This window comes from Actinomycetes bacterium (assembly GCA_036000965.1).
Classification (GTDB): domain Bacteria; phylum Actinomycetota; class CALGFH01; order CALGFH01; family CALGFH01; genus DASYUT01.
The window spans coordinates 1-12,595 of sequence record DASYUT010000156.1 but is presented as its reverse complement, the minus strand read 5'-3'; the positions used below and the strand labels follow the sequence as shown (position 1 = coordinate 12,595).

11 protein-coding genes, 1 tRNA gene and 1 other RNA gene are annotated in these 12,595 nt (G+C 72.8%); 8 read left to right on the top strand and 5 right to left on the bottom strand.

The features are described 5' to 3' along the window. Positions 1–59: 59 nt before the first annotated feature. A tRNA-Pro gene (locus VG276_13925) sits at positions 60–136 on the top strand. Positions 137–157: 21 nt separating this feature from the next. Here the strand turns inward: VG276_13925 and VG276_13920 are convergent. The 3 genes from VG276_13920 to VG276_13910 all read right to left on the bottom strand — a co-directional run bounded on the left by VG276_13920 (position 158) and on the right by VG276_13910 (position 3,094). Then, a complete protein-coding gene (locus VG276_13920; protein HEV8650468.1) occupies positions 158–718 on the bottom strand; it encodes an isochorismatase family protein in 561 nt (186 codons plus the stop codon). Positions 719–1,040: 322 nt separating this feature from the next. Beyond that, on the bottom strand, positions 1,041–2,612 hold the full coding sequence (locus VG276_13915; protein ID HEV8650467.1) for an MDR family MFS transporter: 1,572 nt from the start codon (positions 2,610–2,612) through the stop codon (positions 1,041–1,043). Further along, positions 2,609–3,094: a MarR family transcriptional regulator gene (locus tag VG276_13910; GenBank protein ID HEV8650466.1), complete on the bottom strand. Its 486-nt coding sequence runs from the start codon at positions 3,092–3,094 to the stop codon at positions 2,609–2,611. Before VG276_13910 ends, VG276_13915 begins: the two co-directional genes overlap by 4 nt. Before the next feature lie 94 nt (positions 3,095–3,188). Here VG276_13910 and ffs point away from each other — a divergent pair. From ffs to VG276_13875, 7 genes are all read left to right on the top strand, one after another. Continuing rightward, positions 3,189–3,453: signal recognition particle sRNA large type (ffs, locus tag VG276_13905), an RNA gene on the top strand. Positions 3,454–3,706: 253 nt separating this feature from the next. Further along, positions 3,707–6,043 (top strand): DNA polymerase III subunit gamma/tau, encoded by a 2,337-nt coding sequence (gene dnaX / locus VG276_13900; GenBank protein ID HEV8650465.1) that lies wholly within the window; start codon positions 3,707–3,709, stop codon positions 6,041–6,043. Between the two features lie 2 nt (positions 6,044–6,045). Beyond that, positions 6,046–6,393, top strand: coding sequence for a YbaB/EbfC family nucleoid-associated protein (locus tag VG276_13895; protein ID HEV8650464.1), 348 nt, complete (start codon positions 6,046–6,048; stop codon positions 6,391–6,393). Between the two features lie 18 nt (positions 6,394–6,411). Further along, complete coding sequence (gene recR, locus VG276_13890) at positions 6,412–7,011, top strand: recombination mediator RecR (GenBank protein ID HEV8650463.1); 600 nt, start codon at positions 6,412–6,414, stop codon at positions 7,009–7,011. Positions 7,012–7,234: 223 nt separating this feature from the next. Next, positions 7,235–8,506: an aspartate kinase gene (locus tag VG276_13885; protein HEV8650462.1), complete on the top strand. Its 1,272-nt coding sequence runs from the start codon at positions 7,235–7,237 to the stop codon at positions 8,504–8,506. Positions 8,507–8,726: 220 nt separating this feature from the next. Further along, positions 8,727–9,761: an aspartate-semialdehyde dehydrogenase gene (locus tag VG276_13880; GenBank protein HEV8650461.1), complete on the top strand. Its 1,035-nt coding sequence runs from the start codon at positions 8,727–8,729 to the stop codon at positions 9,759–9,761. A gap of 121 nt (positions 9,762–9,882) precedes the next feature. Next, positions 9,883–10,977, top strand: a complete 1,095-nt coding sequence (locus VG276_13875) for a metalloregulator ArsR/SmtB family transcription factor (GenBank protein HEV8650460.1) — start codon at positions 9,883–9,885, stop codon at positions 10,975–10,977. A gap of 23 nt (positions 10,978–11,000) precedes the next feature. On the opposite strand, the gene VG276_13870 is transcribed toward VG276_13875, so the two are convergent. Next, positions 11,001–12,209 carry a GNAT family N-acetyltransferase gene (locus VG276_13870; protein ID HEV8650459.1) on the bottom strand — a complete coding sequence of 403 codons (1,209 nt, stop codon included), beginning with the start codon at positions 12,207–12,209 and terminating at the stop codon, positions 11,001–11,003. Positions 12,210–12,297: 88 nt separating this feature from the next. Next, positions 12,298–12,595 (bottom strand): MazG nucleotide pyrophosphohydrolase domain-containing protein (locus VG276_13865; protein HEV8650458.1); only part of this gene is annotated, 298 nt, incomplete at its 5' end.

Below are 12,595 nucleotides of genomic sequence, written 5' to 3'. Positions count from 1 at the left end.
GGGTCCATCCTTTCTATCGGGAGCGCCGGCTCGATACTATCGTGGCCCTCCAGGAAAGGCGGGCGGTAGCTTAGCTCGGCAAAGCGCCTGGTTTGGGACCAGGAGACCGCGAGTTCGAATCTCGCCCGCCCGACCACGTCGGCGTTTCGCACAGGCTTCAGGACGTGCCGCCAAAGTCGACATCCTTGGTCTCGACCGCCCCGGCCGTCCGCCCCGGCGCCGTCTCGTAGGTCCAGTACATGTTCGTGTGCGCGATAACCTGGTCCGGTGGCGGTGCCCCCCAATCCGTCTTGTCCCCCGTCGTGTGGGCGTCGCTGACAAGGGTCGCGTCGTACCCCCTGACGAGTGCGCCGTGGAGCGTCGAGCGGATGCACGCATCGGTCTCTGCGCCGACGACGACGAGTTGCCCGACTCCCAGGCCCGACAACACGGTCTCGAGGGTCGTGTCCTCGAACGAGTCGCCGTAGTTCTTCTCGACGAGTGACTCGGCTTCGCCCGGAGTCAGCTCAGGGACGATCCGCCAGTCGTCGCTGCCCCACGCAAGCTGCTCGTCGGAGTGCTGGACCCAGACAACGGGGACCCGTTCCCGCCGCGCCTTCTCGACAAGGCTGCCAACGTTCGCGACGATCGTGTCGCGCTCGTGAGCGCCCTCGACAACGCCGTTCTGCACGTCGACGACGAGGAGTGCGGTGTTCGGCCGGTTCTCGAGTGCGGTCATGGTCCCCGTACTCACGCTGGGCTCCTGTGTCCACCTACGGTAAACCTACCCACCGACTGTCTAGCGCACTTCTGGTGTTGCGACGTATCTGCCCCTTAGGGAAGTGCTCAGATTGGCGGGGGCGCCAACCCCGAGGCCGCACTTGGTCCGCAGTGGGTCCGTGCCACATCAGTCGCGTGAGGATCGCAGCGGGCACAGATGGTCATGGCGGGTACGAAGAAACCGCAGGCCACCGGTCCTCTATGCCCCGGACCACAGAGCGCGGCACAGCGTGACAGGGGGTTCGAACCCCTCAGCCTCCGCCAGACGGCCGCCCGTGGCCTCAGCCGGCGCGGTCCGACATCACCGCCGGCTCGAGTTCCATGCCCTCGTCGTTTCCCATGTTGTTGGTGTCGCGCAGCGGCAGCTCCTTGAGGAACAGCACGACGACGAAGGCGAGCGCGGCGGCCGGGACAGCGGCCAGGAACACGACGTGCATCGAGTCCGCCACCGCCTGGACCACGCCGTCGCGGATCGGGGCGGGCAGGGCGCGGATGCGGCCGGGGGTCGACTGCAACAGGTCCGCATCGATGCCGCTTGCGGCCTGGCCGGGCACGAGCCGGGGCAGGTAGTAGGCGAGCCGGTTGGTCAGGATGGCGCCGAACGCGGCCACCCCGAACGACCAGCCCATGGAGCGGAAGAAGGTGGCCGCCGAGGTGGCCGTGCCGAGGTCGCGGCGGTCGGCGGCGTTCTGGGCGACCAGGATCAGGACCTGCATCACCATGCCGAGGCCGAGGCCGAGCACCACCATGTTGACCGACGCGACGAGCTGGGTCGTGCCCGTGCCCATGCGGGACAGGAGCACCATCCCGACGGTGATGACGGCCGTTCCGGCGACCGGGAACAGCTTGTAGCGGCCGGTCCGGCTGATGATGCGGCCGGAGACGACCGACGCCGAGATGATGCCGAGTATCATGGGCAGGAGCAGCAGCCCGGAGTTGGTCGCGCTCAGGCCGGTGACGATCTGCAGGAACACCGGCAGGAAGACGAGGGCGCCGAACATGGCCACGCCGACGAGGAACAGCGCGGTCACAGCCACGTCGAACACCCGGTTGCGGAACAGCCGCGGGGGCAGGACCGGCTCGGGGGCCCGTCGCTCCTGGACCACGAAGGCGGCCAGGAGCACCGCGCCGGCCGCGCCGAGCCCGACGACCACGGGTGATCCCCATGCGTATTCGTTGCCGCCCCAGACCGTGACCAGCAGGATGCAGCTCACCGTGGCGACCAGCAGCCCGGCCCCGAGCCAGTCGATGGCGCGCCGTTCCCGGCGGAACGGCAGGTCGAGCACGGCACCGGTGACCGCGAAGGCGGCGGCGCCGATCGGCAAGTTGACGTAGAAGACCCAGCGCCAGGAGAAGTGGTCGACGAAGAAACCGCCGAGCAGCGGGCCGGCCACGCTCGCGACCGCGAACACCGCGCCCAGGTAGCCGACGTAGCGACCCCGCTCCCGGGGCGAGACGACGTCGCCAATGATCGCCATGGCGAGCGCCATCAGCCCGCCGGCGCCGAGCCCCTGGAGGGCGCGGAACGCCACCAGCTCACCCATGGACCGGGCCAGCCCGGCCAGCAGCGAGCCAACCACGAAGATCACGATGGCGGCCTGGAACACTGCCTTGCGTCCGTACAGGTCGCTGATCTTGCCGTACAGCGGGGTCGAGGTGGTGGAGGCGAGCAGGTAGGCGGTAACCACCCAGGACAGGTGGTTGAGGCCGCCGAGGTCGCCCACGATGGTCGGCAGCGCGGTGGCCACGATCGTCTGGTCCAGGGCGGCCAGCAGCATGCCGGACATGAGCCCGCTGAACACCAGCAGGATCTGCCTGTGGGTCAGCCGCCCGGTGGTCTCGTCGATCGTCATGAACCAGTCTCCATCAGCGCGTCGAGGTCGTTCAGCATGCGGTCCAGGAGGGTGGCGAACTGCCGGCGGTCCTCGGCCGACCAGGTGCCGAGGGCCTTGGCGAGCTGGGCCCGGCGCACCTTCCGGACCCGGCCCAGGACGTGGCTGCCCTCGTCCGACAGCCGGAGCAGGGTGGCCCGGCGGTCCCCCGGGTCGACCGTCCGGGTCACCAGCCCGTCCTGCTCGAGCCCCTGGACCTGCCGGCAGGCGGTCGACACGTCGACCCCCATGCGATACGCCAGCTCCGAGAGCCGGACCGGGCCGCAGTCCCCGAGGCGGCTCACCACCGCGTAGGCGGCCCGGTCGAGCGGCACGCCGGCGCGGGCGATGAGCTGCTCGTGGACCCGGGGCTGGTTGCCCCGCCGGAACAAGCGAGTGAGCGCCTGTTCGATGTCGCCAACGCTCGTGTCTTCGGCCGCGGTGTCGCTGGTCGTGGTCGGCATGCCGGCATGATACAGGATTGCTTGCACCATACAAATAACTTGGGAGCGGATGGGCTGGCGTGGGGGGGAGGCGGGCGCGTAGGCTGCACTCGGACCGTGCTAGGTGGGGAGCTAGCGGTGCCCTGCACCCGCAATCCGCTCCAGCGGGGCTGAATCCCCACCCGAGGGCTCGCGTCCGGAGGTCAGCGCCGGGTACGGAGTGTTGACGGTCAGGTCCCGCGCAACGTCACCTTGCGAACCGCGTCAGGTCCGGGAGGAAGCAGCGCTAAGCAGGCACTGGCGGGTGCCGCGGGGTTGCCGGGCCCGAGCCACCGGCTCGGTAGGCGCTCCGAGCGTCGAGTTCGAAGGTGGGTGCACGGTCCACCCACGTGGACGAGGGCCTGGGACTTCCCCAGGCCCTCGCTGTCTCCGCCCTCGCTGTCCAGGCCTTCGCTGTCTCCGCCGGGCGGGTGCCGCCCTCGGCGCCTCCGCCCTCGGCGTCTCCGCTGAGCGGGTGCCGCCAGGCCCCGCACGGCTTCGGGGAACGTCGGAGCCGGGTGGTATCTTGGGCGCCGCCCAGAGCCCTCCGGCTCCACCTTCCTCTTGACCGGCGGCCCCGCCGCCTTCTGACCTATGGCGTACGTCTCCCTGTACCGCAAATGGCGACCGCAGACCTTCTCCGACCTGGTCGGGCAGGACCACGTGGTCGGCACGCTGGTGAACGCCTTGCGCACCGGCCAGGTGCACCACGCCCTGCTGTTCACCGGCACCCGGGGGACGGGCAAGACGTCGACCGCACGCATCCTGGCGAAGGCGCTCAACTGCGAGCGCGGGCCCACGCCCGAGCCGTGCAACCAGTGCGAGCAGTGCGTCGCGATCACCGAGGGCACCAGCCTGGACGTCATCGAGATCGACGCGGCCAGCCACGGGTCGGTGGACGACGCCCGCGACCTGCGCGAGAAGGCGAGCTACGCGCCCGCCTCGGCCCGCTACAAGGTCTACATCGTCGACGAGGCCCACATGGTCACCACCCAGGGCTTCAACGCGATGCTGAAGGTGCTCGAGGAGCCGCCCGAGCACGTCCGCTTCGTCTTCGCCACCACCGAGCCGCACAAGGTCATCGAGGCGATCCGCTCGCGCTGCCAGCAGCACGACTTCCGCCGCATCCGCACCGCGGTGCTGGTCGAGGACTTCGCCAGGATCTGTGCGGCCGAAGGGGTGGACATCGACCAGCCCGCCCTCGAGCTGGTCGCCAGGGCGGCCGACGGCTCTCACCGGGACGGCATGAGCCGCCTCGACCAGGTGCTCACCTACGCGGGCAAGCGGGTGCGGCTGGACGACGTCGCCCAGGTCCTTGGGATGCTGCCGGTCGAGCTCCGCTTCGACCTGGCCGAGGCGCTGGCGGCGCACCGGGTGGCCGACGTGTTCGCCTGCATCGAGCGGGTCTCCGAAGCCGGCCACGACCTCCACCAGTTCGCCCGCGAGGCGCTCGAGCACGTGCGCGACCTGTACGTGCTCCGGGTCGCGCCGGAGTCGTCCGGCCTGGTCGACGTCACCGCCGAGACGCGGGAGCGGCTGGCCGCCCAGGCCGAGCGGTTCGACCCCGGCGGGCTGGGCCGCCTGGTGCGGATCCTCGGCGACCTCTACCTCGACCTGCGCACCGCCACCGACCAGCGCCTGGTGCTCGAGATCGGTCTTGCCAGGGCCGCCCTGCCCGAGGCGTCCCTGGACGCCGACGCGCTCCTCGCCCGCATCGAGCGGCTCGAGCGGCGCCTGGCCATCGGCACCGGCGAGCCGGCCCAGGCCACCCCGCCCGCTGGTCCGAGCGTCGCCAGAGCCGCGGCGGGCCCGGTGTCCACCCCGTCCTCGGCGGGCCCGGTGTCCACCCCGTCCTCGGCCGGTCTGGCGTCCACCCGGGCTTCGGCCGGTCCGGTGCCGGCCAGCTCGGCGCCGTTCCGGTCGGCCGCGACCCCGGCCGCCCCCGCCGCCACGGGTGCCTCCGCTGCCTCGGGTGCTGCAGACCCAGCCGCTGGGGCGACCGGCGCCGCTCCGCCCGTTGACGGGCGCGCGGTCGCGCGAGCCGCACCAGCCTCCACCCGGGCACCCGCCGCTGCCGGCCGCGACGGCGGGAAGCGCGACGGCGGGAAGCGCGCAGGCAGCCCGGATGGCCAGGCGGGCTCGGGCGGGGACGGCGGCGCGCGCGCTGGCGGCCGGGCCGCTGCTTCCTCGACCCGCCAGAGCGTACCCAACGCTGGCTCCAGGGCGGCGGCGACCAGACCGACCCCTGCTTCCCCGAGCCACCAGGGCGCGCCCGACCCGGCCGTGGACGGCGACTGGGCCCCTGCCCCGCCGGCTCCCTCGGCCCCGATCGACCTGGACCTGGTCCTGCGGTCGTGGCCGCTCGTGGTCGACAAGGTCCGGGCGGCCAGCCGGGTGGCCGCCACCTACCTCGACAACGGCCGCCCGGTCGCCGTCGAGGGCCGCCAGGTGGTGGTCGAGTTCCCGCCGGAGAGCCGGTTCTACGCCGACGCGCTCTCCAAGGAGGGCCGCAGCAAGCGGGTCGACGCCGCGCTCGAGACCGTGCTCGGCGGCGGGCTCGGGATCCGCCTCACGGTCGGCGAGACCACTGCCGTCCCGGCGCCTACCGCCGACCTGCCGGCCACCAGCCCACCGGGCGGCGGCCCGCCGGCCACCGACCCTGAGCCGCTCCCGCCCGGCGAGCCGCCGCCCGCAGCGGTCGACCTGGCCGAGTTCGAGGTCGACCCGGAGAACGACCAGGGCGAGGTGCTCGACTCGGACGCAGACACCCGGGCGGTGGCAGACTGGGCCGCGCGGGAGCTGGGTGGCGAGGTGATCGCGGAGCGGCCCAACGACGAGGCCGGCCGGGGTGCCGCGACAGCCAGGACCAAGGAGCGGGGGCCGGGAGGCCGCGGCCAGCGCGGCCCGGCCAAGGAAAGGGGAAGGCGTTGAGTATGGGTCGCGGTGGCATGGGTCGCGGTGGCGGCTTCAACCCCAACCAGATGCTCAAGCAGCTGCAGAAGATGCAGCAGGAGATGGAGGACACCCAGGCCCAGCTGGCCGAGGAGGTCGTCGAGGGCACGGCCGGCGGGGGCGTGGTGACCGCGAGGGTCAAGGGCGACAACACCGTCGAGTCGGTGGTCATAGACCCGGCCGCCCTCGACCCCGACGACGTCGAGATGCTCGGCGACCTCGTCACCGCCGCGGTCAACGAGGGCCTGCGCAAGGCCAAGGACCTGGCAGCCGAGCGCCTGGGCGGCATCACCCAGGGCATAGGGCTGCCGCCCGGCCTGGGGTTGTAGGACCGGGGTGGCGGCGTGCTGTACGAGGGACCGGTCCAGGACCTGATCGACGAGCTGGGGCGGCTGCCCGGCGTCGGTCCCAAGAGTGCCCAGCGGATCGCGTTCCACCTGCTCAAGGTCGAGCCGGCCGACGCGGAGCGGCTGGCCCGGGCCATCCACGAGGTCAAGGCCAAGGTCCACTTCTGCCGGGTCTGCTTCAACGTGGCCGCGGGCGACCTGTGCCGCATCTGCCGCGACACCCGGCGCGACCCCACCCTGGTCTGTGTGGTCGAGGAGCCGCGGGACCTGGTCGCGATCGAGCGTACCCAGGAGTTCCGGGGCCGCTACCACGTGCTCGGCGGGGCGATCAGCCCGATCGAGGGCGTGGGCCCGGACGACCTGCGCATCCGCGAGCTGCTCGGGCGGGTGGAGCCCGACGCCATCCGCGAGGTGATCCTGGCCACCAACCCCAACGTCGAGGGCGAGGCGACCGCCATGTACCTCGCCCGCCTGCTCACCCCGCTCGGGATCCGGGTCACCCGCATCGCGAGCGGGCTGCCCGTCGGCGGCGACCTCGAGTACGCCGACGAGGTGACCCTTGGCCGCGCCTTCGCGGGCCGCCGCGAGATGCCGGTCTGAGCCCTGGCGCCGCTGACGGCCACCTGCCGCCCTACCTCACCATGATCGGGGTTGCCCCCCTTCGGTGGTGCGGTGGCCGCGGGGTTGCACCCCGGGGGAGGTCTGGCGTGCGCTCTTGGTAGGCTGGGCCCGAACGACCTTCGAGGCCGGGCAGTGACGTCCGGACGCAGCCCACTGCGCCAGCTCCTTCAGCCCACTGCGCCAGCTCTTTCAAGGGATGCCCATGGCCCTGATCGTGCAGAAGTACGGGGGGACCTCGGTCGCGGACGCGTCGAGGATCCGGCGCGTCGCCGAGCGGGTGGTCGCCACCAGGCAGATCGGCAACCAGGTCGTGGTGGTGGTCTCCGCGATGGGGGACACCACCGACGACCTGGTCGCGCTCGCCCACCGGGTCAGCCCCGACCCGCCCCCGCGCGAGCTCGACATGCTGCTGACCGCCGGCGAGCGGATCTCGATGGCGCTGCTCGCCATGGCCATCGCCGACCTCGGGGTCACCGCCAAGTCGTTCACCGGCTCGCAGGCCGGGATCCTCACTGACACCCTGCACGGCAAGGCCCGCATCCTCGACGTGCGCGCGGGCCGGATCAGCGAGGCGCTCGGCGACGGGCACGTGGTCATCGTGGCCGGGTTCCAGGGCGTGTCGACCACGCGGGACGTCACCACGCTGGGCCGAGGTGGCTCCGACACCACCGCGGTGGCCCTGGCGGCGGCTCTCGGCGCAGCGAGCTGCGAGATCTACACCGACGTTGACGGCGTGTACACCGCCGACCCGCGCCTGGTGCCGGAAGCGCGCAAGCTGCACGTGGTCTCCTACGAGGAGATGCTGGAGCTGGCCGCCTGCGGGGCCCGCGTGCTGATGCTCCGCTGCGTGGAGTACGCCCGCAGGTACGGCATCGTGCTGCACGTCCGCTCGAGCTTCACCGACGCCCCTGGGACCTGGGTGCGGAAGGAGGACGAACGAATGGAGAAGGCGATCATCTCGGGGGTGCCGCACGACACCTCGGAGGCCAAGGTGACCCTGGTGCGCGTCCCCGACAAGCCGGGGATCGCCGCCCGGGTCATGCGGGCCATCGCCGAGCAGAGCGTGAACGTGGACATGATCGTGCAGAACGTCTCGCACGGCGGCACCACCGACATCTCGTTCACGGTGCCCAAGACCGACCTGGCCCAGGCCATGCTGGTGCTCGAGAAGGTGCGCGACGAGGTGGGGGCCGACCAGGTCGAAGCGGACGAGAACGTGGCCAAGGTGTCGCTGGTCGGGGCGGGCATGAAGTCCAGCCCGGGGGTGGCCGCCGCGATGTTCGAGGCGCTGGCCGAGGCGGGCGTGAACATCGAGATGATCTCCACCTCGACGATCCGCATCTCCTGCGTCGTCCGGGCCGCCGACGTGGCCACGGCGGTGCGGGCCATCCACGACCGGTTCCACCTGTCCGAGGAGGCCGAGTTCCGCCACGAGCATCCCGACGGCACTGCCGAGATCCCGGTGATCCGGTGAGGCCCCCCGGGGGCTCGGGGAACCCCGAGAGTTCCGATAGATCAGAGGGTTCCGATGGCTCAGGGCGTCCCGATGGGTCAGCGCGTCCCTACGGCTCAGGGCGTCCCTACGGGTCAGCGCGTCCCGACGGGTCAGGGCGTCCCGACGGCGCAGGTTGCATCACGGGTGCGTCAGCCCGTGCGGGCGCCTTCGGGCTCGGGGAACCCCGACGGAGTACTCGGTGACCAGGGCGGTGATCGTGGGGGCGACCGGGGCGGTCGGGGAGGACCTGCGCCGCATCATGGTCGAGCGGGAGCTGCCCGTGGACGAAGTCCGCCTGGTCGCCTCGTCCCGCTCGGTGGGCCGGAGCGTGCCCTTCGGCGACCGTGAGCTCGAGGTCGAGGCGCTGGCTCCCGAGGCGTTCGACGGCGCAGCGGTCGCCTTCTTCTCGGCTGGCGGCGGCGTGTCCCGCGAGTGGGCGCCGGTGGCGGCGACCCGCGGCGCGGTGGTGGTCGACAACTCCAGCGCCTGGCGCATGCACCCGCAGGTGCCCCTGGTCGACGCCGACGTCAACCCGGGCGCCGCGCTCGACCACCCGCTCGGGATCGTGGCCAACCCCAACTGCACCACCCTGACGATCACCCCGGTGCTGGCCTGCCTGCGGGACCTGGCCGGCCTGGTGGCGATCACGCCCACCTCGTTCCAGGCCGCGGGCGGCTCCGGGCAGCAGGGCATGGAGGAGCTGGCCGAGCAGACCGCGAAGCTGGCCGGCGAGCGCGACCTGCTCCGCTACGGCGGCCGGCCCGAGGCGCTCCCCGAGGGCCGGGTGTTCCCGCGCCCGCTCGCGTTCAACGTCGTCCCCCAGTGCATGGGGTTCGACGAGTCCGGCTACACCGTCGAGGAGCTCAAGCTGCGCAACGAGCCGCGCAAGATCCTCGGGCTGCCGGACCTGGCCAGCCACCCGACCTGCGTGCGGGTGCCGGTCATGGTCGGCCACTCGGTCTCGGTCCGGGCGGTCTGCGAGCGGCCGGTCGACCTGGCCGCGCTCCGCGAGCGTCTGGCCGGCGCACCGGGGGTGACCGCGGCTGGCGACCCGGCCGGCTACCCGACACCGCTCGAGGTCGCAGGCACCGACGGCGTGTTCGTGGGCCGCGTCCGGGCCGACCTGGCCGACCCCTGCGCCGTGCTGTTCTGGTCGGTGGCCGACAACCTGCGCAAGGGTGCCGCACTGAACGCGGTCCAGATCGGCGGGGCCCTGCTCGCGGCCTGCGCCTGAGCCGGAGCGGAAGCTTCCCACTGGAGGTTCTGACCCTTCCGGTCAGGGGTAGGCACCGACGCGCCGAGTTAGCATTGAGGGCCGGCGCAAACCGGCGGTTCGCCCGATGCAGGGAGCGGTGATGCCGTTGACGAGTGGGTCACGACAGGCGGTCGCCGGCCGGGTCGAGCCATCGGTGGTGCGGTCGGACGAGGAGACCGGCTCCACGGTCGTGCTCGGGGCGTCGCCCGTGCTCGAGCTGTTCTTCGCGCTCTGCGCCCACGCCCGCGAGCCGGCCGTGGAGCTGCCCTGGCACCATGCGTTCGCCCAGGAGCTCGACGCGGGCGGGGCCACGCTCTTCGAGCGTTTCTACAAGCGCTTCGACGGCGGCCTGCTCCTGGCCGACCTGTTCGCGGTCGGTCCGCACCGGGACCTCGAGGGATTCCCGCCCTGGATCGAGTCGCTCACCGAGGCGCAGTTCCTCTGGCTCGCGACTGGCCGGACCGTGCCCAGGGCCGCCATCGAGGACGTCCTCTGTGGCCGGCTTGCCCTCCGTGACCTGCACCTCCCCCCCGGGTACAGGGACGAAGCAGGCATGCTGTTCGAGGACCCCAAGGGCTCACAGGCGCAGTTCGCCGCGCTCCTCGGCCACGCCCTGACCGCGGGCTGGGCGGACGAAGCCGAGGCGCTGCGCCCCTTCTGGCGGGAGGCGCTCGAGCGCCAGGACGCCGACCTCGGCCGGCTCGGACTGCAGGCGTTCCTGCGCCGGTTCGGGGAAGCCCCCCGGTTCCTCGCCCAGCTCAGGAAGCTGCGCGCCAGCGTCCGGGTCGAGCTGGTCCCCTCCTGCTACATCGGCGCGCGCTGGGCCAACGTGTTCGGCCCCGGCCACATGGTCTGCGCGTTCCAGGTCCGCCCGCCGGGATGGTCGGCCGACGACACCCTCACCCTCGAGCTGGTGCGGCGGCGGGCCGAGGCCCTGGCCGAGCCGAGCCGCCTGTCGCTGCTGCGCATGGTCGCGCTCGGGGAGGCGACCGGCGGCCGCGCCCTGGCCGCCCGCTCCGGCCTGACCCCGGCCACCGTCTCCCGCCACATGGCCCAGCTCGCCCGGGCCGGCCTGGTCACCAGCCACGTCCATGGGCGCGAGGTCCGCTACGAGCTGGACCCGGCCTCGGTGCGCAGCTTTGGGCCCCACCTGCTCCAGGTGCTCGGGCAGCCGCCCCCGCCCGAGCGCTCGTAACCAGTCGGCGGAGGCGGCTTCCATCAGTAGAAGTCGGCGCTCCACGGTGTCGGCCCGGCGTGGACCGCACGCAGGAAGGCGACCTCCTCGGCGGACAGGCCGGTGACGATCCCCAGCTCGGCCAGGCGGCCAGGGTCGACATAGCCGGCGAACAGGGCGGCCAGGCCGGACGCGTCGGTGCTGGCTGCGTCGGTCTGGCTGGCGACCCGGGCCGCCTTGCCCTCGCCTCCCTCGACCTCCACGGTCCAGGTGCCAGCCACCCACGGGCAGGCGTCGTCGGCCACCTCCAGGGTGAGCCGGCCCCGGGCGCCGTCCGGGTAGCCACGGGCCGAGAAGGCGCCCGGCACGTCGAGGACCCTGGCCATGAAGCGGAACTGGCGGGCCTGCCTGACGTCCTGCTCGCGGAGCAGCAGCGCAAGCGGCTCCACCTCCGGCCCCTTCCAGAGCACGCGGGCGTCCAGGGACGCGAAGCCGGCGGCCAGGGTGAGCAGCGAACGCCAGCCGCCCGCGGAGACCGCGCCCCAGTCGATCACGTCCACGGTGGCGGTCGCCTCGCGCGCCGAGGCGTGCTCGTCGACCTTGAGCACCGCCCAACCGTCGGGTCCGTCCGGCCCGTCGACCAGGAACGCCTGGGGCACGCCCCCTTGGCGCTCGCGCAGGATGAAGTCGCGCCAGATGGTGGCGTCCCGCTCGATCTGGCCGCTGCGGTCGGGAAGGGTGCGGGCGAACCGCTCCATCAGCGGGGCCGGGTCCTCCGACGGTGGCAGCGCCACCGCCCGGTACCCCTCAGGCCAGCCCAGCGGCAGGTGGCGGGCGGCCGCCTCGTAGAGCGTCCAGGTCCCGGCGTACTCGAAGCCGGCCCCCCGGTACAGAGGCACGGTGGCCGGGAACAGCGTGCAGATTGCGGCGCCGCGGCTGTGGGCCTCGGCCAGGTAGGCGCGCAGCAGCTCGCCCCCGGCGCCCTTGCCGCGGTGCTCGGCCGCGACCGAGAGCCCCGACACCTGGCCGGCCGGGACCGGCCGGCCGCCCCAGAAGACCCGCTGGGTGCGGGCGAGCAGCAGGCCGACGCGGGCGCCGTCGTCGTCGGCGAGCACCCGCAGCTCCTCGAGCGGCGTCCGGGCCAGGGAGCGGTCGATATCGGCGCGCACGGTCGAGTCGCCGAACGCCTGGGCGTCCTGGACCACCAGGACGCGATGCTCTTCGGGCCGAGCCCGTCGGTACCTGCGTGGCACGCGCAACCTCCTCGATCCGGCCTCGCGTTCTACCTCATCACGACAACTCGAACCCGTCACGCCCGATTTCGGCGGGCCGCTCCCTGGTTCACGCGGGCGGGCACCCACAGGGCGAGCGCCCGCAGCGTGGGCAGCCGTCGGCGTACCTGGCAACCGCCTTCTCGAGGTCCACCCCGACCGTGCCGGCGACGCTGGCGAGCCAGGCGAGGGCATCACCCAGCTCGTGCTCGAGCTCGGCCGGGTCGCGGCGGCGCAAGGCCTTGGCCACCTCACCGATCTCCTCGACCCACCAGCGGAAGGTGCCGTCCACCCCCCGGGCCCGGTCGCGCTCGCCGAACGTCGCCTCGATCCGGGCCTGGAACTCGGCCAGCTCCATCGCGCCTCCC